Genomic DNA, 20897 nt, shown 5'->3' with positions numbered 1-20897 from the left:
GGGGCGTGTGACAGAGTTGAACCGTGCCCGTCGACTTCACCGCCATCGATTTTGAGACCGCGAACAGCCACCCCTCGTCAGCATGCTCCGTCGGCCTCGTTCGAGTGCGCGCAGGCGAGGTGGTGGATCGCGTGCACTGGCTGATCCGTCCGCCTTCCGGCCACGAGGCCTTTCTCCCCTTCAACATCCGAATCCACGGGATCACGCCGGCGATGGTCGCGGACTCCCGCGACTGGGCCGGGCAGCTGGCCGACCTCCGGGAGTTCATCGGAGACGACGTGGCGGTCGCACATAATGCGAGCTTCGACATGGGCGTGATCCGTGCGGCATGCGCAGAGACCGTCACCCCTACCCCTCGCCTGAAATACCTCTGCAGCGTGCAGATATCGCGCAAGACGTACGAGATCCCATCGCACCGGCTCCCGCTTTCGGCGGCGGCCGCCGGCTACGGCGAATTCGCGCATCACGACGCGCTGGCGGACGCCGAGGCGTGCGCCGCGATCATCTCGGACGCCGCGCGCCGGCACGCCGTCGACTCGGTCGCAGCGCTCGCGAAGCAGACCGGGGTGCGCATTCAGCAGCTGAAGGCGATCCCCCTGAAGCTGTGATGCGCGCGAATGTCGGTGGTATGCGGCAGCGTGAGGGCAACGCACGTTCGATCCAGAAACCCGGGAGAACATGAACACTCTGACCGTCACGCTCCTCAGCTTGAACCTGCTGCTCCTCATCGCCGTGCTCGTCACCGTGCTCATACGCACGGGGCGGGGCGGGGCGGCGTCGACTCCCGGCGCCGATCTCCGCGGCGTCTCCGGCGAGATCCGCCAGGATCTTTCCGCGCAGCGCAACGAGATCGGGCAATCGCTCTCCGCCATCACTGATCGCGTGCACGCCGGAGCGCAGGCGGCGCTCTCCTCGCAGAACGCACTGAGATCGAGCGTCGAAGCGCGCTTCGACGACCTCAGAGAGGCCAACGACGCGAAGCTCGAACAAGTGCGCGTCGCCGTCGGCGAGCAGTTGCAGCAGCGCCTGAAGGCGTCGCTCGACGAGAACGCGCGGCGCGTGCAGACCCTCGGCGAGGTGCACGTGGCGAAGCAGGCGGAACTGCAGCACGTACTGCGAGAGGAACTCGAGAAGCTGCGGCAGGGAAACGAGGCGAAGCTCGAGAAGATGCGGGAGACCGTCGACGAGAAGCTGCAGGGAACGCTGGAACGCCGACTCGGCGAATCGTTCAAGTTGGTGAGCGATCGACTCGAACAGGTGCAGAAAGGGCTCGGCGAGATGCAGACGCTCGCCTCCGATGTCGGAGGGCTGAAGCGCGTGCTGACCAACGTGAAGAATCGCGGCAGCTGGGGCGAGGTGCAGCTCGCGCGTCAGCTCGAGGACATGCTGACGCCCGAGCAGTACGCGGAGAACGTGGCCGTGCGCCCGAGCTCTGCCGAGCGCGTCGAGTTCGCCGTCAAACTGCCCGGACGCGGCGAAGATCACGAGACCGTCTGGCTGCCGATCGACTCCAAGTTCCCGCAGGAGGATTACGAGCGCCTCCTCGAAGCGCAGGAGCGCGGCGATCGCGCCGAGGTTGAGGCCGCGAGCAAGGTCGTCGAGCGCGTGATCATCACGCAGGCGAAGCTCATCCGCGACAAGTACCTCGAGCCGCCGCACACGACGGACTTCGGCATCATGTACCTGCCAACGGAGGGCCTGTTCGCCGAGGTCATACGACGCCCCGGTCTCACCAGCAGGCTCCAGTCCGAATTCCAGGTCACCGTGGCCGGGCCGACCGTGCTGATGTCGCTGCTCAACAGCCTGCAATTGGGATTCCGCACCCTCGCGATCGAGCGCCGCAGCTCCGAGGTGTGGCAGGTGCTGAGCGCGGCCAAGGGCGAATTCCAGAAGTACGGCCAGGTCTGGGCGAAACTCGGCAAGCAGCTCGCCACTGCGCAGAACACGGTGAGTGAGGCGGGGCGCCGCACGCGCGCCGTCGAAAAACGATTGCGCGCAGTGGAGACACTGGAGCCCGCCGGAAGTGCGGCTGAGGCGATCGACGATCTCGTACCGAGCGCGGAGCCCGAATCAGCCACGCGCAGCCTGTGGGACGACGAGTGAGCATTCCAGTGCGCCAGATGCAGACGGGCGGTTGCGTTAGCGTATGACCATGGCATCCGACGCGCACCCGCGCACCCCGTTTCCCAGCCCGCCGCGCGCCGATGCCTCGGTGACTCCCCGTTTGCTCGCCATCGACATCGATGGCACGCTCACGAACAGCGCGAAGCAGATCACGCCGTTCACACGGGACGAGATCGCGCGGGTGGTCGCGACCGGGGCGCAGCTCGTGATCGTCACGGCGCGCGCCATCGCCGCCTCCATGATCATCGAGCGCAAGCTCGGGGTGCCGGCGTCGCACATCGCGTTCGGCGGGGGCACGATACGAGTGCGTGAAGGCGAGCGGCTCGTCGTGCTCGAAGAGCATCCGTTCGAGCGTCAAGATGTCGCGCGCATGCTCGAAGCGGCCGCCGGAGCCGACGTTCACGTCGGGCTCTACACCGCGGCGGAGTGGCACGTCAGCGACATGGGATTCTGGGGTCTGCGTGAAGCGCGCAACACCTCGATCTGGCCGAATACGATCGGAGACGGCACGCCCCCGGCCATCCCAGCGGACCCGGTCTTCAAAGTCATGTTCCGTGGCGACGCCGACGCCCTCGCACCGATCAAGGCGGCGATCGACCGCGAACTGCCGGGCGCATTCGCGCACTTCTCCGCCCGCGTGCTCGAAGTCACCGCATCGCGCAAGCACACCGCACTGACATCACTGACCGCCCACCTCGGCATCGACCTGCACGAGGTCATCGCCTTCGGCGACACCGAGGCCGACGTGCCCATGCTCGACGCCGCCGGCATCGGCGTGCTCATGGGCAACGCAGACTCGACGCTGACCGTCGCACCGCACGTCGAACGCACACTCTCGAACGATGAGGAGGGCGTGGGACTCAGTCTGCGCAAGCACTTCCCCACCGACGCGCCGTTCGAGATCTGACTCCGCACGCAGGCGCCGTGGCGAAACGTCGAAGGGTCCGGGCGCGCTGCACCCGGACCCTTCGAGGTCACCCGATCACGACCAGCGGTTGGGATCCATATCGCTCGTGACGTGGCGGATGGTGCCGGAGTGCGCACGCATGACGATGCTCTCGGCGCGCACGAACGGGCCGTTGCGCTTGACCCCGTCGACGAACTCGGCATCCGTGATACCGGTTGCGACGAAGTAGCAGTTGTCGCTCGCGACGAGATCGTTCGCCTCGAGCACGCGATCGAGGTCGTGGCCAGCATCGATCGCGCGCTGGCGCTCCTCATCATCCTTCGGCCAGAGTCGCCCCTGAATGACGCCGCCGAGCGCCTTCACCGCGCACGCCGTGATGATGCCCTCTGGCGTGCCGCCGATGCCGACGCAGAGATCGATGTTCGAATCCCAACGGGCGGCGTTCACGCCACCGGCGACGTCTCCGTCCATGAGCAGGCGGGTACCGGCACCGGCCGCGCGGATGTCGGCGATGAGCTGCTCGTGGCGCGGCCGATCCAGCACCGCCACGCGAATGTCGGACACGTCGACCTGCTTCGCGCGGGCCAGCGCGCGGATGTTCTCACCGATGGGTCGGCGGATGTCGACGACGCCGACGCCGACGGGGCCGCACACCAGCTTGTCCATGTAGAAGACCGCCGACGGATCGTACATGCTGCCGCGATCGGCGACCGCGATCACCGAGAGCGCGCCCGGGCGGCCCTCTGCAGTGAGACGGGTGCCGTCGATCGGGTCGACCGCGACATCGCACTCGGCGCCTTCGCCGTTGCCCACGACCTCGCCGTTGTACAACCAGGGAGCGTCGTCCTTCTCTCCTTCGCCGATGACCACGGTGCCGCGCATGTTCACCGTCGACAGGAAACGACGCATCGCGTCGACCGCAGCGCCGTCAGCCGCGAGTTTGTCGCCGCGTCCGATCCACGGTGTCGAACGCATCGCGGCCGCCTCAGTAGCGCGCACGAGCTCCATTGCGAGGTTGCGGTCGGGCTGCCATTCGCCCAGCGAAACAGGTTCAGTCATAGCTGCAACCCTACCGCGTAGACTGGTGCGACGAAGCGGACCCCTACGAAGTCAAGGAGCGCACATGCCCGTTGCAACACCGGAACAGTACGCCGCCATGCTCGACACCGCGAAGACCGGAGCGTTCGCGTTCCCCGCGGTCAACGTCTCGAGCTCGCAGACCCTCAACGCCGCCCTGCAGGGCTTCGCCGAAGCGGGGTCGGATGGGATCATCCAGGTGACGACGGGGGGCTCCGACTATCTCGCGGGGCACACGGTGAAGAACCGCGCGGGCGGCGCGATCGCGTTCGCCAAGTACGCGGAAGAGGTCGCGAAGGCCTACGACGTCACGGTGGCGCTGCACACCGACCACTGCCCGAAGAACGCACTCGACGACTTCCTCCTGCCGCTCGTCGCTGCGAGCGAGGCGCGCGTCGCCGAGGGCGGGCTGCCCTACTTCCAGTCGCACATGTGGGACGGCTCGGCCGTTCCGCTGCCTGAGAACCTCGAGATCGCACGCGAACTGCTCCCCCGCCTCTCCGCGATGAACGTGGTGCTCGAGGTGGAGATCGGCGTCGTCGGCGGTGAAGAAGACGGCGTCAGCCACGAGATCAACGACCAGCTCTACACGACCCTCGACGACGCAGTGGCCACCGTCGAGGCCCTCGGCCTCGGCGATCAGGGCCGCTACCTCACCGCGCTCACCTTCGGCAACGTGCACGGCGTGTACAAGCCGGGCGGGGTCTCGCTGCGACCAGAGCTGCTCGCCGAGATCCAGCAGGGTCTGCAGGCGAAGTACGGCCTCGGCGAGACGCCGCTGGATCTCGTCTTCCACGGCGGGTCCGGCTCGTCCGCCGAGGAGATTGCGGAGGCCGTGCGCAACGGCGTCATCAAGATGAACATCGACACGGACACGCAGTACGCCTTCACGCGCGCCCTCGCCGACTACCTCTTCAAGAACTACGACGGCGTGCTCAAGATCGACGGCGAGGTCGGCAACAAGAAGCAGTACGATCCGCGCGCCTGGGGCAAGGTGACGGAGTCCGCGATGGCGGCGCGCGTCGCCGTCGCCGCGGAGCAGCTCGGCTCCGCAGGGAAGTCGGTGAGCGCGTAGTGTCACTCCCTCGCGACGAAGCGCCGCAGGCGCGCCCGGCGGATCGCCCGCGCCCGGCCTACGGTGAACTGGCCCCGGAGGGGTGGGAGTGGAAGCCGGAGACGAGCGACGACGCACGTCCGAATGAGGCGTCGCCCACGCGCAACCCCGCGGGCACTCCGGTGACGGGCGTACCGCACAACCTGGGCGCTCGAGGCGACGGGGCGGGAGCGGTCGCGCCTGTGCCTCCCGCACCGCCCGCATCGGGGACCCGCGACCCCGAGCCGTACCGCGCTCCAGCACCGCAGTCTGCCGGCGACCCCGCTCCGCAGCAGCAGGCCCCGATGTACTCGGGCGGCGCCCCGCAGCAGAAGCCTCGTACCGCGGATCGCGTCATCACGATCATCCTGCTCGTGCTCGGCATGTTCGGCTCGCTGAACTTCGCGGCCTCGATGATGGGCCTTCCGGCGAGCTTCTCCCTGATGGCGTCGGCGTTCGAGCTCGAGGACTTCACGGTCCCGTCGTGGATCGGCACCGTCGGCACCGTGACGGCGATCGCGATCTTCGCGATCTTCGCGGTGAGTCTCATCTTCTCGATCCAGCGCATGCGCGCGCGCAAGCTCGCGTTCTGGGTGCCGCTCACCGCTGGAGCGATCGTCGTGATCGGCACGATCATCGTGTCGACCGTCGTGCTCGTCAACGTCCCGGAGCTGATGACCGCCGCCTCCGACCCGAACGCGATGCAGAAGCTGCTCGACTCGCTCGCGGAGATGAGCCAGCCGTAGCGTGACCGGGAGCGCCCGATCGAGCATCGGGCACTCCCGCAGTCGTGCTCAGCGCACGCGTCCGCCGAGCGCGCGGGCATCGCGGTTGCCCGCCGCGTCCTGGCGCAGCTCCTTGGGAAGCGAGAACACGAGGTCCTCCTCCGCAGTCACGGCGGCTTCGACGTCGCGGTATCCCGCATCGGCGAGGTCGTCGAGCAGCTCCTGCACGAGCACCTCCGGCACCGATGCGCCGCTCGTCACACCGACGGTCCGCACCCCGTCGAGCCATTCCTGGCGAACCTCGCTCGCGAAGTCCACGCGGTACGCGGCGCGCGCGCCGTATTCCAGCGCCACCTCTTTGAGCCGCACTGAATTCGACGAGTTCTCCGACCCGACGACGAGCACGAGGTCCGCCTGAGGCGCGATCTGCTTGACCGCGACCTGACGGTTCTGCGTCGCATAACAGATGTCATCGCTCGGCGGGTCCTGCAGGTTCGGGAATCGTTCGCGCAGGCGGCGTACCGTCTCCATCGTCTCGTCCACTGAGAGCGTCGTCTGCGAGAGCCATACGAGCCGATCGGGATCCCGCACCTCGAGCGCGTCGACGTCGTCGGGCGAGTTCACGATCGTGATGCGGTCTGGCGCTTCTCCCGCCGTGCCCTCGACCTCCTCGTGGCCGTCGTGGCCGATGAGCAGGATCTCGAGATCCTGCTTCGCGAAGCGCACCGCCTCGCGGTGCACCTTCGTCACCAGCGGGCAGGTGGCGTCGATCGCGTGCAGACCACGGTCGGCAGCCTCGTTCACCACCGCAGGAGAGACGCCGTGCGCGGAGAAGACGACGTGCGCTCCCTCCGGCACCTCGTCCACTTCCTCGACGAAGACGGCGCCCATCTTCTCGAGCGTGTTCACCACGTGCACGTTGTGCACGATCTGCTTGCGCACGTAGACGGGCGCCCCGTAGCGCACGAGGGCCTTCTCGACCGCCACGACCGCGCGATCCACCCCAGCGCAGTATCCGCGCGGCGCCGCGAGAATGACCTTCTTCTCGCCCAGCACGGGCCGATCGCGCAACCGCCCGGCCTGCCGACGCATGCGCGGCATCGCGAGCGTCACCACGGGCGCCCCGATCGTGCGCTGGTCTCGCACCTGGGTGTCGTTCATGAGGCAGATTCTACCGCCGCCGCCTGCGCGTCTCCGCCGGGGAGGCGGCCGGCACCGACAACTAGGCTGGTGCCATGGCAGACGCACCATCCACCGGTCCCGCGACGAGGGAGGCCCCCTGGCCCGTCGCAGAGATGAGCGAGAAGATCGCCGCCTGGATCGACCGGCTCGGCCAGGTCTGGATCGAGGGGGAGATCACGCAGTGGCAGCTGCGCGGCGGTCACGTGTACGGCAAGCTGCGCGACCTCCACCAGGATGCGACGATCAGTTTCACCGTCTGGCGCTCGGTCGCGCAGCGCTTGTCGAGCGAGTTCTCGCCCGGCGACCGGGTCGTCGCCCTCGTGAAGCCGAATTTCTGGGTCAAGGGCGGCTCGCTCACGGTGCAGGTCTTCGACATCTCGCACGTCGGCATCGGCGAGCTCCTCGAACGGCTCGAGCGTCTGCGCCGGCAGCTGCAGGCCGAGGGCCTGTTCGACGCCGACCGCAAGCGCCGCCTCCCGTTCCTCCCCGGCCGCATCGGGCTGGTGACCGGGCGCGATTCCGACGCGGAGAAAGATGTCATCCGCAACGCGACGCTCCGCTGGCCGGGCGTGCAGTTCACGATCCACTACGCCGCAGTCCAGGGGGATCGCGCGGCCGGCGAGGTCACCGCAGGCATCGAGGCGCTCGACCGGGATCCCGAGATCGAAGTGATCGTCGTCGCTCGCGGCGGCGGCGACTTCCAGAATCTGCTGCCGTTCAGCGACGAGCGCGTGATCCGTGCGGCGAGCGCGGCGACGACCCCGATCGTGAGTGCCATCGGCCACGAGGCGGATCGCCCGTTGCTCGACGAGGTCGCCGATCTGCGCGCATCGACGCCGACGGATGCTGCGAAGCGGATCGTGCCCGACGTCGGCGAGGAGCTCGCCGGCCTCGATCAGGCCCGCGCCCGCCTCACCACGCGGCTCGGGCAGCTGCTCGCGCACGAGACGGATCGCATTGCGCAGTTGCGCGGCCGTCCCGTTCTCGCGGCGCCCGACCGCTTGATCGACGAGCGCGCCGAGGAGCTCGTCCGGTGGATCGCTCGCGGCACGGAACTCGCCGACCGCGCGATCGAGGACCGCTCGCGCTCGCTCGCCGACGTGCGCGGACGACTCGCCGCGCTCTCTCCTCGGGCGACGCTCGAGCGCGGTTACGCGATCGCGCAGGTCATCGACGACTCGGGGGCTGCCGGGTCCGTGCTCCGCGACCCCGCGGAAGCGGTCGCTGGCGCTCCGATCAGACTCTCGCTCGCCGGTGGCGCCCTCGACGTCGAGGCGATGGAGCGCTAGGAGCACCAGGAGCACGATCCCCGCCAGCCTCAGCGTGCGATACTGCATGTCATGGCGAAAGCGCGCAAGCCCGGGACCGACGATGGAGCCCACTCGGCCGAGCCCCACGAGCCGTTCGGAGTGCTCGACGAGCTCGACGAGCAGCTCATCGTGCTGCTCGAGCGCGACGGCCGGATGAGCTACTCCGACCTCGCGAACGAGGTGGGGCTCACGCCGGGCGGCGCTCGCGCCCGCGTGAAGCGGCTGCAGGAGCGCGGAGTCGTGCGCGTGATCGGAGTGACGAGCCCGAATGCAGTCGGGCTCAGCAGTATCGCGAGCCTGCAGATCGAGGTGTCGGGCGACATCGACGCCGTCGCCGATCGCATCGCGGCCTTCGAGGGCGTTCGCTACGTCGTGCTAGGCTCCGGCAGGTTCAGCATCCTCGTCGAGGTCTACGCGACGTCGCCCGGCGAGCTCTTCACGCTCATCAACCGGCAGATCCGGGAGATCCGCGGGGTATCGCACATCGAGACGTTCCTCTACGACTCGGTGCACACCCATCGCCCGATCTTCCCGCTGCGGAACGGGCGCTGAGGCCGACCGGATCGATCGCCGGTGCGCGAATCGATCCGGCCGAAGGCGCCGGCCCGGTCAGTCGGCCTCTCGATCGACCACGAGTCCGAGCGCGCGCGCGAGTGACGCGGACTGTTCGATCACGGCTGTCTGCCAGTCTGCGAGTGCACGGGTCGGCGATCCCCCCACCGAGAGCGCGAACGGATCCTCGACGCCCGTGCGCACACCGCTCAGCACTTCGAGCACCGCGATGCCGCAGAACGGGACGTGCACTGCCGAGTAGCCTCCCTCGTGGGAGAAGACGATCCTCCCGCCGCACGCCTCATCGGCGATCGCGAGCAACCGCTCGGCGATCCCGCGGAAGCCTTCCGAGGTCACGCTCATACGCCCGAGGGGGTCGAACGCCGACGGGTCGAATCCGCTCGATACGAGGATGAGATCGGGCTGGAACGCGATGATCGCCGGTCGGGCGACCTCGTCGACGACCGACCAGTAGGCGCCGTCGCCGGAACCCGCCGGCAGCGGCACATTGATGTTCGTTCCCGCGCCCGCGCCAGCGCCCTGCTCGTCGACCAGTCCGCTGTCGACCGGGAACAGGCGATCCTGATGCACCGAGATCGTGAGCACATTCGGATCATCCCAGTAGATCTTCTGCGCACCGTTGCCGTGATGCACGTCGTAGTCGAAGATCGCCACCCGCTGCACCTTCCCCGCGGCCCGCAGCGCCTCGATGGCCACCGGCACATTCGCGAACAGGCAGTATCCCCGCCCCTGGTCCGGTTCCGCATGATGGCCGGGAGGGCGCACCAGCGCGTACGCGTTGTCGACGACGCCGTCGAGCACCGCCTCCGCCGCGACCAGCGTGCCGCCTGCCGCGAGGCGCGCCAGATCGTACCCTCCGCGACCGAACGGGGAGAACCCGTCGCCGGCGTCTCCCCCGGCCTGCTCGGATTGCGTTCGGATGCGCTCCACGTGCTCCGGAGTGTGCACGCGCAGCAGATCCGCCGCATCGACTTCGCGCGCAGGGATCCGCACGAGCGACTCCAGCAGGCCCGACACCTCGACGAGGCCGGCGAACCGAGCCTTCGACTCCGGGCTCTCGAAGTTCTGGTACGGCTGCACGTATCCCCCGGAGGGGTAGATGCCGGCGTGCGTGCCGGTGTCGTGCCATGCGTATCGTTCGTGCCAGACGTATCCGGTCCTGCGCTCCATTGCGGTTGTCCTTCCAGCTTCGCTCGGCGATCCGCGCCCGATGGCGCTGCGTCCCGATGGCCCCCACCATAGTCTCAAGAATTCACGATCCACAAACAAATGCACCGTTTGAATGTCGAAACATAAATGAAACACTCTTCCCGTTGACTTTAGGGATTCAAACGTGTTGTCATAGTGACGCTGCGGGCCAGGGTCGGCTCGACAACGGAGGGCGCCGGTACCCTCCGAGCACCCCGACGAAGGAGTCAACTCATGAAACGCACCCGTGCACTATCCGGCGGCGTCGCACTCGCGGCTGCCGCAGCGCTCGCACTGAGCGGATGCACTTCAGACAGCACCGGAGGCGACGCGTCATCCGGGTCCGAGGCGAAGGGCGCCGTCGCGATGAGCTTCGCCGGCCTCGACATCCAGATCTGGAACGACATGCTCCCCTTCATGGAGACGATCGTGACCGACGCCGGCTACGAATTCGTGACCGACGACCCCAAGTGGAATGCCCAGACACAGGTGCAGGATTGGGAGTCGTGGCTCGTTCGAGGCGACATCAAGGCGATCATGGGGTACCCCGTGCAGTCGGACGCGATGGTCGCAGTCACGACGCAGGCGACCGACGCCGGCATCCCGATCCTCGGCTACGGCAGCACGTGGGATGGCGTGACGGCGGCCGTCACCCTCGATCACGAGGCCGATGGCAAGAATGCCGGCGAGAAGGCCGCTGAATGGATCGCGGAGACCTACGGCGACGAGAAAGTCGACGTCGCCTTCCTCGGCTGGCCGGACACCGATCTCGGGCGGCTCCGCGGCCAGGGCATGCTCGACGCCCTCGACGCGGCCGATCTCAATCTCGACATCACCGAGCACAAGGTGCTGAGCCTCGACGACGGGTACGCCGCCGTGCAGAATCAGCTCAACGCGGCACCCGACACGAAGGTCTGGCTCGCCATCGCCAACGACCCGGCGCTCGGGGCCTACCAGGCGCTCACCGACTCGGGGGTCTCGCCCACCGACGACAGCATGCTCCTACTCAACCTCGATGCGACGGACGCCGAGCTCGAAGTCATCATGGAGCCGGATTCGTTCTGGCGGTACGCGTACATCGCCCCGGCACGACAGCTCGCCGAAGCGAACGCGCAGATGCTCGTCGACGCGGCGGAGGGCGAACCCGTGGAGGATCAGTCCGTTCCGGTCACGGAGGTCACGAGCGAGAACGCAGAGGACTTCCTGCTCGCGAACCAGTAGTACTCCCATCGGGGCGCCCAGAGGCCGAGGTGCGCCCCGATGACCCCGTAGCGCGCGACGAGAGGACCCCCGCATGGTCGACCATCAGTATCGGCTCGAGTACACCGGCGTGACCGTCGACTTCGGTGCGACACGCGCACTCGAAGACATCACGTTCGCGATCGCCCCCGGCGAGATCGTCGGACTGCTCGGCCACAACGGCGCCGGCAAGAGCACGCTCTTCAATGTGACCACGGGCGTGATCGATGCGAGCAGCGGAGTGTTCAGCATCGACGGCGCACGCATCGACAAGCGGCTGACCCCGCGCGAGGCCGCCCAGCACGGAGTGACCGTCATCCATCAGGAACCTGCGCTCGCCCCGAACATGTCGGTGCTCGAGAACCTCTTTCTCGCACGCAGAGCTCCCCGGGTCGCGGAGCGGCGGGCCCAGGCACGCCAGGCGCTCGCGGCCGTCGGGGCCGACATTCCGCTCGAGATCCCGGTCGAAGCGCTCGGACTCGGTGAACGGCAGCTCGTGGATATCGCACGCGGCATGCTCTCGGGCGAGATGAAGGTGCTCCTGCTCGACGAGCCAACCGCAGCGCTCGGCCGGGCCGAGACCGATGCGCTGCACGACCTCATCAGAGGCTTCGCGCAGCGCGGCATCGCCGTCGTCTACGTCTCGCATCGCCTGCCAGACATCATGGAGGTGTGCACGCGCATCGTGGTGCTGCGCGGCGGGCGTCTCGTCGTGGACGGACCGTCGAGCGACTTCACGCCCGCGAAGCTCGCGGATGCGCTCGTTCCCGACTTGCGCTCGCTCGACTTCACCCACGTCGCACCCGGCGATGAGGTCGTCGCGATCGACACTCCGGGCAGAGGCGTTCGCGCATACGCCGGGGAGGTCGTCGGCCTGTTCGGCATGGCCGGCGGCGAGCAGTTCGACATCGCGGCGCAGCTCGCGGGGGCGGCCAAGACTCCGCAGCCCTACACGCTGGGCGGGGCGCCCGTGCGCTTCGCCTCACCTGCGCAGGCCATCAAGCGCGGCGTCTTCTTCGTCCCACCCGATCGCGACACCGAAGGACTCATCGCCTCTGAAACCGCGCTCGACAACGTCATGCTCCCGTGGCACTCGGCAGGCGCGGCTCGTGGATGGTGGGTATCGGCGAAATCGGGTGCTGAGGTCTATGAGCGCGCCCGCAGCGCCCTCGACATCCGCGGCCCCTCGGCCGATGCCGAGATCTCGCAGTTCTCAGGCGGCAACCGGCAGAAGCATCTGCTCGCTCGGTGGCTGTACCCCGCCCAACCCGCGCTGCTGATCCTCTCGCAGCCCACGCAGGGCGTCGATGTCGGCGCGAAGCTCGACATCGTCGAAGCGACGCGAGCCGCCGCCGCCCGCGGCGCAGCAGTCCTCGTGGCGTCGAGCGAGTCCGACGAGATCGCGAGCCTCTGCGACCGCGCCTACACGATGCTGGGCGATCGGCTCGTCGACGTCCCACGATCAAGCACCTTCAACGAAGACCTCCTGACCTCGCTCCTCGCCATCGCCGAGCCGACCCGCGCCTGAACGGACCCCTCATGAACGCCGAACGCCTCAAGATCTTCGCCGCGAAGAACGGCATCTTCCTCGCTCTCATCGTGCTCGTCGCCGTCTTCTCCATCCTCCGCCCCAACTTCTTCACCTTCGCCAACGGGCAGAGCATCCTGCTGCAGGCAGCAGAACTCGGATTGATCGCGATTCCCGCCGCATTCCTCATCATGTCGGGCACCATCGATCTCTCGGTCGGCTCGGTCGCCTCGGCATCCGCGATCACCGGCGGCCTCGCGATGAGCGCGACCGGTTCGACACTGCTCGGCTTCATCGCCGCCGTGGCCACCGGGGTCGCCGCCGGGGCGCTCAACGGGTTCTTGATCGCCTACCTGCGGCTCAACTCCTTCGTCGTCACGCTCGGCGCTCTCAGCGTCTGGGGCGGGCTCGCACTCCTGCTCTCCGATGGGCGCACCATTCCGCGCGCAGAGCTCCCCGAGGCGTTTCGCAGCATCGGCACATTGAAGGTGGGCCCGATCCCCATTCAGATCATCGCGCTCGTCGCGGTCATCGCGCTCGGATGGTACGTGCTCAACCACACGACCTTCGGCAAGTCAGTCAAGGCGATCGGCGGGAACGAGCGCGCCGCGCGCCTCATGGGCGTCAACGTGCAGCGCTCCCGCTTCCTCCTCTTCGTCGCGACCGGGGCCTTCGCCGCACTCGCCGGCCTGTTCCTCTCGGCCAAGGTGCAGTCGGCGAACCCGAACATCGGATCGGGCCTGGAGCTCGAGGTGCTCACCGTCGTGCTGCTCGGCGGGGTCGCCTTCGAGGGCGGGGTCGGCCGCATCAGCGGCGTCGTCGCGGGTCTCCTCTTCTTCCGCGTGCTGCGCGCCGGTCTGGTGTTCATGCAGGCGTCGCCGTTCCTGCAGACGATCCTCGTCGGCGCCACCCTGATCATCGCGGTGGCCCTCGACAGCTCCATCCAGCGCATGATCCGATCGTCCTGGGCGAAGCTCGGCAAGCGCGCCGTCGCCCAGGATCCGGCGGACGGCGCTGAGCGCGAGGAGGCCCCGCCGCGACGCTGACTCCGTCGACATCGGTGTCAGGAGCGCCGGGTAGACTCGTACGCATGGCAGATACGGTGGTTCCGGATCCCGCCTCCCTCTCGTATGAGGAAGCGCGCGACGAGCTCATCCAGGTGGTCAGCCGCCTCGAACAGGGCGGAGCGACCCTCGAAGAATCGTTGCAGCTCTGGGAGCGCGGCGAGAGCTTGGCGTCGCGCTGCGAGGAATGGCTGCTCGGCGCGCGACAGCGACTCGAGGCGGCGCGGAAGAACGCGGGCGACGGATCCGTCGGAGGTGACGCGTAACCGATGGCGAAGCAGCACAAGACGCCAGCGGTGGTCGCCGAGCTCGGCCGACCCGAGACCCCTGCCGAGACCGCATCGCGCAAGGCGAGGGACAGCCGGCTCTATCGGGAGCGCAAGACGGTCAACAACCTCGTCTTCTCATTGCTCGTGAGCCTCGGGCTGGTGCTCGTCATCTTCTTGATGGTGCCCCGCGGCACGGGCGGGTTCGCGGAACACGAGGTGAACGTCGCGTCGCTCGCGACCGAGGCGGCTCCGAGCGCGGGCCGAGAGCTCGCCGCTCCGCAGGTGCCCGAGGAGTGGAAGGCGAAGCAGGCCGAACTGCGCGGCAGCGATGGCGTCACTGCCTGGCAGATCAACTACACCACGGTCGATGCGGAATCGGGCCGCGAGGCCTATGCCGCGGTGACGCAGGCGTTCACCCCGGACGGCGCCCCCGTCGAAGACGTCTGGATCGCGCAGCAGCTCGAACAGCAGGCTCCGACCGGCAACGAATCGCTCGGCGGCCTCGAATGGATCACCTACGATCACAGCGATCGGGATCCCGACAACTCCAATGTGCTCTTCGCGCTTCAGGCGCAGTGGGAGAACGACACCATTCTCGTCTACGGTACCGACGCACCGTCCACGCTTCGCGACCTGGCGACGGACGTCGCCGAGTCGCTGTCCGAACCGAAGGGAACCGAATGACCGCCCCGAGAGTCACCCCGCAGCAGGCCTGGGACGCACTGGTCGCCGGCAACCGGCGCTTCATCGACGGCGGCCCTCAGCATCCCAGGCAAGACGTCGAGCGCCGCAACGAGCTCACGAACGGGCAGGTGCCAGACGCAGCACTCTTCGGCTGCTCGGATTCCCGGCTCGCCGCCGAGATCATCTTCGACGCCGGCCTCGGCGATCTCTTCATCGCCCGGAACATGGGGCACGTGGTGGCGGAATCCATCACGGCTTCCATGGAGTACGCCGTCGCGAACCTCGGCGTCGCCGTGATCGTCGTGCTCGCCCACGATTCGTGCGGCGCCGTCGCTGCGGCGATCGGTCAGATGGAGCAGGAGCCCACCGCTGTTCCCATCGCGGTGCAGAACACGCTCGCGCCGATCCTGCCCTCGGTGCAGGAGCTCTGGCTCCGCGAGCACCGCGACACCCCGTACGTCGACGTCTCGGCCATCGACGCCGACGCCGTCGGCCGCGTGCACCTCGCCGCGACCGTCAACCAGCTGCTGCGCAGTTCGCGCATCATCAGCGATGCCGTGGCCGCTGGCCGGCTGGGCATAGTCGGCTGCCAGTATCAGTTGTCGGAGGGACGCGCAGTCGCCGTGAGCGCCGTCGGGCACCTCGACATCACCGCAGCAGAGCCGGTCGCCGCGGCGTGAGCCAGGCACGGGCCTCTCGAACTTCTCCGACCCACGAGCAGTATCCACGAAACGAAGGATGATTGTGACCGAAGATCGCAGCGCCGCCGGCGCCGAGACCGAGTACCGCATCGAGCACGACACCATGGGCGAGGTGCGGGTTCCCAAGGACGCCCTGTACGCCGCCCAGACGCAGCGCGCCGTCGACAACTTCCCGATCTCGGGCAAGGGCCTCGAGCCCGCGCAGATCGTCGCGCTCGCGCGCATCAAGCGCGCCGCCGCCATCGCGAACGGCGATCTCGGCATCCTCGACGCCTCGGTCGCTCAGGCCGTCGTCGCGGCGGCCGACGAGATCATCGCGGGCGATCACCACGACATGTTCCCGGTCGACACGTACCAGACGGGCTCCGGCACCTCCTCGAACATGAACATGAACGAGGTCCTCGCGACGCTCGCCACGCGTCACCTCGGCTCCCCCGTGCACCCGAACGACCACGTCAACGCCTCGCAGTCGTCGAACGACGTCTTCCCGACGTCCGTGCACATCGCGGTCACCGGAGCGCTCATCGAGCAGCTGAAGCCCGCGCTCGCGCACCTGGCCGAGGCGTTCGAGACGAAGGCCGAGCTGTGGAAGACGGCCGTGAAGTCGGGTCGCACCCACCTCATGGACGCGACGCCGGTGACCCTCGGACAGGAGTTCGGCGGATTCGCCGCCCAGATCCGCTACGGCATCGAGCGCATCGACGCTGCGCTCCCCCGCGTCGCCGAGGTGCCCCAGGGCGGCACGGCCGTCGGCACGGGCATCAACACGCCGCTCGGGTTCCCCGAGAAGGTCATCGCCGAGATCGCGCAGTCGAGCGGCCTGCCGATCACCGAAGCGCGCAACCACTTCGAAGCGCAGGCGAACCGCGACGGGCTCGTCGAGGCATCCGGAGCCCTGCGCACCATCGCCGTGTCGCTGACGAAGATCAACAACGACATCCGCTGGATGGGTTCGGGCCCCAACACGGGCCTCGCCGAACTGCACATCCCCGACCTGCAGCCGGGCTCGTCGATCATGCCGGGCAAGGTCAACCCGGTGATTCCCGAAGCCGTGCTCATGGTGTGCGCTCGGGTCATCGGCAACGACGCGACCATCGCGTGGGCCGGCGCATCCGGAGCATTCGAGCTCAACGTGCAGATCCCGGTCATGGGCACCGCGCTGCTCGAGTCGATCCGTCTCCTCTCGAACGCTTCGACGGTGCTCGCCGATAAGACGGTCGCCGGCCTGGAGGCCAACCTCGAGCGCGCCGCCGCCCTCGCCGGCATGAGCCCGTCGACCGTGACACCGCTCAACCGCCTCATCGGTTACGAAGCCGCCGCGAAGATCGCGAAGCACTCCGTCAAGAAGGGCATCACGGTGCGGGAGGCGGTCGTCGACCTCGGGTACGTCGAGCGCGGCGAGGTCTCGGAAGAGGCGCTCGACCAGGCGCTCGACCTGCTGTCGATGACCCACCCGGGCGTCGCGAAGTAGGTTCACCGCAGGCACCGCCGACGGGCCCGGGATCGCAGTGCGTCGATCCCGGGCCCGTCGGCGTTCGGCCGGGGTCGCCGCCAGCGTGAAGGAGATGCGCCGCGACAGCCACCCTCGCTACGCTGAATCCATGATGCCTGCAGGAGTTCCACGCGACGGTGCGCGCGCCCTCGCCCGCTCGGGAGCCGCGTCAGCGGCTCGCCTGCTCGGGTGGCAGCGACTCTACGACCGCGTGAATCGCCCGCTGATGGAGCTCGCGGAGATGCAGCCGGTGACCGCCCAGTGGTGGCGGGAGCGGCGCAAGCAGAAGGGCGCTTTCAGATACCTCGCGCTCGGCGACTCGACCGCGCAGGGCATCGGAGCGTCGACGCCCGGGCGCAGCTACGTCGGGCAGCTGATCGACCGGATCGAGGCCAGCACCGGCGAGCCCGTCAAAGTCGTCAATCTCGCGGTTTCGGGGGCCACGACGGCCCTGTGCCTGCGCGATCAGCTGCCGAAAGCGGAGAAGGTGCTCGCGTATGAGCCCGACCTCGTCACGATCGCGATCGGCGCGAACGACATCGCCGAGTGGGATGCGGTGCGCTTCCACCGGAACATGACGCAGATTCTCGGGGCGCTGCCCAGGCACACGATCGTGAGCGAGCTCCCCTGCTTCCATCTGCCGTGGAACGAGCGGAAGGTGCGGGTCGCGAACCGCATGATTCACGCCATCGCCGGCGATCTCGGCATGCGCGTCGTGCCGCTGCACCGGGCCACGCAGGAGCGCGGAGTGGCGGGCGTGCTCACCGAGTTCGCTGCGGACGCCTTCCACCCGAACGACCGCGGGTACGAGGTGTGGGCCGACACCTTCTGGCCGCTCGTCGAGGAGCGGATCGCCACCGTCGGGTAGCGGCGTCAGACCGGCCGGGTCATCGCGCCCGGCCGGTCGCCTCATCGTCTACGGGGTGTCGAGCAGATCCGTGACGAGAGCCGCGATCTCACTTCGCTCGGAGCGGGTCAGGGTCACGTGACCGAACAGGCGATGCCCCTTCAGCTTCTCGATGACCGCCGCGATTCCGTCGTACCGACCGACCCGCAGGTTGTCGCGCTGCGCCACATCGTGCGTGAGCACGACGCGCGAGTTCTGGCCGATGCGGCTGAGCATGGTCAGCAGCACGCCCCGCTCGAGCGACTGCGCCTCGTCCACGATCACGAAGGCATCGTGCAGCGAGCGCCCGCGGATGTGCGTGAGCGGCAGCACCTCGACGAGGTCGCGCGCCACCACCTCGTCGAGCACGTTCTGAGAGACGATCGAGCCGAGGGTGTCGAACACCGCCTGGGCCCAGGGATTCATCTTCTCCTGGTGGTCGCCAGGCAGGTAGCCGAGATCCTGGCCGCCCACGGCGTAGAGCGGTCGGAACACCATCACTTTGCGATGCTGCCGTCGCTCGAGCACGGCTTCGAGCCCTGCGGCGAGCGCGAGCGCCGACTTGCCGGTGCCAGCACTGCCGCCCAGCGAGACGATGCCCACCTTCGGGTCCATCAGCAGATCGATCGCGAGGCGCTGCTCAGCGCTGCGCCCCGTCACGCCGAACACCTCCCGGTCGCCGCGCACCACGTGCAGCGACCGGTCCCCGTCGATTCTTCCGAGCGCCGAACCGCGCGCCGAGGTGAGCACGAGCCCCGTGCCGAGCGGCAGGTCGGCGGCGGCCTCGACGTCGTCGAGCCGCTCGTCCTCCCACAGCACGCGCATCTGCTCCTCGTCGAGCGCGAACGATGCGATCCCCGTGTAGGCGTCGTCGCGAGCGAGCTCGGCGCGATACTCCTCCGATCCGAGCCCGAGCGCTGCGGCCTTCAATCGCATCGGCAGATCCTTCGAGATCACCGTGACGTCGAGACCGTCGGAGGCGAGGTTCTGCGCCACCGCGAGGATTCTCGTGTCGTTGTCGCCGAGGCGCATGCCGCTCGGCAACCCGTCGAGGCTCGTGTGGTTGAGCTCGACGCGCACGGTGCCCCCGGCGTCGCCCACCGGAACCGGGATGTCGAGCCGCAGGTGTTTGCCCCGCAGTTCGTCGAGGATGCGCAGCGCGCGCCGCGCGAAGTATCCGAGTTCGGGATCGTGCCGTTTCTTCTCCAGCTCCATCACGACGACGACGGGCAGCACCACCGAGTGCTCGGCGAAGCGGAACAGCGCCGCCGGGTCGCTCAGCAGGACGGACGTGTCGAGCACGTACGTGCGCAACTGCTGCAGGGTGTCGTCGGACAGCTCGGGGGAACTCGGCGTCCGGAGTGCCGACGAGCGGCCCGACGCGATGGGCTCCGCCTCGACGAGCGCCGGAACGGGGGTTGCGGGGTGTTGGATCTCAGCCACGATGGCTCCTCTGCACCGGGGCAGCGCCCCGACTCAGCGAGTTGGCCAGTGGCTTCGAGGTGGTGACCGACCGGCCTCCTCGATCGGGCACCCTGCCCGATGCGTCACACGCTACGCCGACGGAATCGCATCCCGCGATACGACACGCATATCGATCCGTGAACGATGCATGACCGGCTCGGCAACGGCTCGCATCCGCGCACTGAACCGCACCCGGTTGTGGAACCCCGACAGCGGGCTCGAAGGAGCGTCAGCGTCAGGTATTCTGAGAGCTGCGATACTGCAGCCCGGGGTGGGGGCGTCAGCACTCCCAGAACAATCAGCGATTCCCTGCGGCGAAACTGTGACGGATAAAGGAGCACCGCTTGCGCACGATCGACTGGGTCGACGGAGCCATCGAACTCATCGATCAGACCCTGCTCCCCCAACGGGTCGAGGTGCACCGCGTCACGGAGCTGCCGCAACTGATCGACGACATCCAGCGGCTCGCGGTGCGAGGCGCCCCGGCACTCGGCGTGGCAGGCGCGTTCGGCGTCGCGCTCATCGCAGCGTCTGTGCAGGCGGAGCACGGCGATGACGAGCTCGACCGAGACGAAGTGCGTCGCCAGGCCGCGATTCTTCGCGAGGCCCGCCCCACCGCGGTGAATCTCTCGTGGGGCGTCGACCGCGCGCTGACCAAGCTCGACGCGGGCGCCGCCGCCATCCTCGACGAGGCCGTGCTCATCCGCGACGAGGACATCGCGGCCTGCATCTCGATGGGCCTGCGCGGCGCCGACCTCACGCGAGAGCTCGCGGCGAAGGATCGCGTGAGCGTGATGACCATCTGCAATACCGGCAGTCTCGCGACGGTCGAGCGCGGCACCGCGCTCGGCGTGATCGAGACGCTCTTCGAGCAGGGCTCCCTCATCGAGGCGCTCCCCCTCGAGACGCGCCCGCTGCTGCAGGGCGCGCGCCTCACCGCGTGGGAGCTCGAACGCATGCGGGCCCCCTTCCGGCTCCTGATCGACTCCGCAGGCCCGTTCCTGCTCTCGCGCGGCATCGCGGACGCGGTCTTCATCGGCGCCGACCGCATCGCGGCCAACGGCGACACCGCCAACAAGGTGGGGTCGTTCTCGCTCGCGCTCGCCGCGCAGCACGCCGGAGTGCCCTTCATCGTCGTCGCGCCAGAATCCACGATCGACATGCGCACCGCGAGCGGAGCCGATATCGAGATCGAGGATCGCGGCGTCGACGAGGTCGTGGGGTTCGGCGGCACGCGCACCGCCCCCGCGGGCATCGATGCCGTGAACCCGGCCTTCGACGTGACCCCGCACGACCTCATCACGGCGATCGTCACCGAGCGCCGGGTGATCCTGCTCAGCCGCGGCGAGACGCTCGAAAACGTGTCGCTCGAGTCGCTCCGTTCGTAAGCT

General features: G+C 68.4%; 20 protein-coding genes. 16 read left to right on the top strand and 4 right to left on the bottom strand.

Going from position 1 to position 20897, the window contains the following annotated elements; translation table 11 throughout:
• The first annotated feature begins 23 nt into the window (after positions 1-23).
• The 3 genes from ABFX18_RS01070 to ABFX18_RS01060 all read left to right on the top strand — a co-directional run bounded on the left by ABFX18_RS01070 (position 24) and on the right by ABFX18_RS01060 (position 3031).
• Positions 24-608 (top strand): 3'-5' exonuclease, encoded by a 585-nt coding sequence (locus ABFX18_RS01070; protein ID WP_346057086.1) that lies wholly within the window; start codon positions 24-26, stop codon positions 606-608.
• Between the two features lie 70 nt (positions 609-678).
• Positions 679-2103, top strand: coding sequence for a DNA recombination protein RmuC (locus ABFX18_RS01065; protein WP_346057085.1), 1425 nt, complete (start codon positions 679-681; stop codon positions 2101-2103).
• Between the two features lie 49 nt (positions 2104-2152).
• Positions 2153-3031 (top strand): HAD hydrolase family protein, encoded by an 879-nt coding sequence (locus tag ABFX18_RS01060; protein ID WP_346057084.1) that lies wholly within the window; start codon positions 2153-2155, stop codon positions 3029-3031.
• Between the two features lie 75 nt (positions 3032-3106).
• Here ABFX18_RS01060 and glpX read toward each other — a convergent pair whose 3' ends face one another.
• Positions 3107-4090 (bottom strand): class II fructose-bisphosphatase, encoded by a 984-nt coding sequence (gene glpX, locus ABFX18_RS01055; protein ID WP_090150878.1) that lies wholly within the window; start codon positions 4088-4090, stop codon positions 3107-3109.
• A 64-nt stretch (positions 4091-4154) separates the two neighbouring features.
• Here glpX and fbaA point away from each other — a divergent pair, with 64 nt between their 5' ends.
• Together fbaA and ABFX18_RS01045 are read left to right on the top strand one after the other, a co-directional pair.
• A complete protein-coding gene (gene fbaA / locus ABFX18_RS01050) occupies positions 4155-5183 on the top strand; it encodes a class II fructose-bisphosphate aldolase (RefSeq protein WP_346057083.1) in 1029 nt (342 codons plus the stop codon).
• Positions 5183-5947, top strand: a complete 765-nt coding sequence (locus ABFX18_RS01045; protein WP_346057082.1) for a DUF6264 family protein — start codon at positions 5183-5185, stop codon at positions 5945-5947. Before fbaA ends, ABFX18_RS01045 begins: the two co-directional genes overlap by 1 nt.
• A 48-nt stretch (positions 5948-5995) precedes the next feature.
• Here the strand turns inward: ABFX18_RS01045 and ABFX18_RS01040 are convergent, their stop codons facing one another.
• Complete coding sequence (locus ABFX18_RS01040) at positions 5996-7027, bottom strand: 4-hydroxy-3-methylbut-2-enyl diphosphate reductase (RefSeq protein WP_200331899.1); 1032 nt, start codon at positions 7025-7027, stop codon at positions 5996-5998.
• 134 nt (positions 7028-7161) lie between these two features.
• Here ABFX18_RS01040 and xseA point away from each other — a divergent pair, with 134 nt between their 5' ends.
• Entirely contained in the window at positions 7162-8397 is a 1236-nt protein-coding gene (gene xseA / locus ABFX18_RS01035) for an exodeoxyribonuclease VII large subunit (RefSeq protein ID WP_090150890.1), read from the top strand.
• A 51-nt stretch (positions 8398-8448) separates the two neighbouring features.
• Positions 8449-8970 (top strand): Lrp/AsnC family transcriptional regulator, encoded by a 522-nt coding sequence (locus ABFX18_RS01030; protein WP_090150895.1) that lies wholly within the window; start codon positions 8449-8451, stop codon positions 8968-8970.
• A 57-nt stretch (positions 8971-9027) separates the two neighbouring features.
• Here the strand turns inward: ABFX18_RS01030 and ABFX18_RS01025 are convergent, their stop codons facing one another.
• A complete protein-coding gene (locus ABFX18_RS01025; RefSeq protein WP_090150898.1) occupies positions 9028-10161 on the bottom strand; it encodes a class II histone deacetylase in 1134 nt (377 codons plus the stop codon).
• Between the two features lie 252 nt (positions 10162-10413).
• On the opposite strand from ABFX18_RS01025, the gene ABFX18_RS01020 reads away from it, so the two are divergent.
• The 8 genes from ABFX18_RS01020 (at position 10414) to ABFX18_RS00985 (ending at position 18024) form a co-directional block, all read left to right on the top strand.
• Entirely contained in the window at positions 10414-11400 is a 987-nt protein-coding gene (locus tag ABFX18_RS01020) for a sugar ABC transporter substrate-binding protein (RefSeq protein WP_346057081.1), read from the top strand.
• Positions 11401-11473: 73 nt separating this feature from the next.
• Positions 11474-12946 (top strand): ATP-binding cassette domain-containing protein, encoded by a 1473-nt coding sequence (locus ABFX18_RS01015; RefSeq protein ID WP_346057080.1) that lies wholly within the window; start codon positions 11474-11476, stop codon positions 12944-12946.
• Between the two features lie 11 nt (positions 12947-12957).
• A complete protein-coding gene (locus ABFX18_RS01010; protein ID WP_211648838.1) occupies positions 12958-13992 on the top strand; it encodes an ABC transporter permease in 1035 nt (344 codons plus the stop codon).
• Between the two features lie 44 nt (positions 13993-14036).
• Complete coding sequence (locus ABFX18_RS01005; protein ID WP_090150910.1) at positions 14037-14276, top strand: exodeoxyribonuclease VII small subunit; 240 nt, start codon at positions 14037-14039, stop codon at positions 14274-14276.
• Positions 14277-14279: 3 nt separating this feature from the next.
• Complete coding sequence (locus ABFX18_RS01000; RefSeq protein WP_336662484.1) at positions 14280-14963, top strand: DUF4245 family protein; 684 nt, start codon at positions 14280-14282, stop codon at positions 14961-14963.
• A complete protein-coding gene (locus ABFX18_RS00995) occupies positions 14960-15643 on the top strand; it encodes a carbonic anhydrase (protein WP_090150916.1) in 684 nt (227 codons plus the stop codon). The genes ABFX18_RS01000 and ABFX18_RS00995 overlap by 4 nt, the downstream gene beginning before the upstream one ends.
• A 64-nt stretch (positions 15644-15707) precedes the next feature.
• Positions 15708-17135 (top strand): class II fumarate hydratase, encoded by a 1428-nt coding sequence (locus ABFX18_RS00990; RefSeq protein ID WP_336662483.1) that lies wholly within the window; start codon positions 15708-15710, stop codon positions 17133-17135.
• Positions 17136-17265: 130 nt separating this feature from the next.
• Positions 17266-18024, top strand: coding sequence for an SGNH/GDSL hydrolase family protein (locus ABFX18_RS00985; protein ID WP_346057079.1), 759 nt, complete (start codon positions 17266-17268; stop codon positions 18022-18024).
• 48 nt (positions 18025-18072) lie between these two features.
• Here ABFX18_RS00985 and phoH2 read toward each other — a convergent pair whose 3' ends face one another.
• Positions 18073-19380 carry an RNA 5'-3' helicase PhoH2 gene (phoH2, locus tag ABFX18_RS00980; protein ID WP_234037467.1) on the bottom strand — a complete coding sequence of 436 codons (1308 nt, stop codon included), beginning with the start codon at positions 19378-19380 and terminating at the stop codon, positions 18073-18075.
• A 470-nt stretch (positions 19381-19850) separates the two neighbouring features.
• Here phoH2 and mtnA point away from each other — a divergent pair, with 470 nt between their 5' ends.
• Positions 19851-20894 carry an S-methyl-5-thioribose-1-phosphate isomerase gene (mtnA, locus tag ABFX18_RS00975; protein ID WP_346057078.1) on the top strand — a complete coding sequence of 348 codons (1044 nt, stop codon included), beginning with the start codon at positions 19851-19853 and terminating at the stop codon, positions 20892-20894.
• Positions 20895-20897: the final 3 nt, after the last annotated feature.

Origin of the sequence: Leucobacter alluvii (assembly GCF_039530485.1) — a bacterium.
Taxonomy (GTDB): Bacteria; Actinomycetota; Actinomycetes; order Actinomycetales; family Microbacteriaceae; genus Leucobacter; species Leucobacter alluvii.
This window is presented reverse-complemented; position numbering and strand designations above follow the sequence as displayed.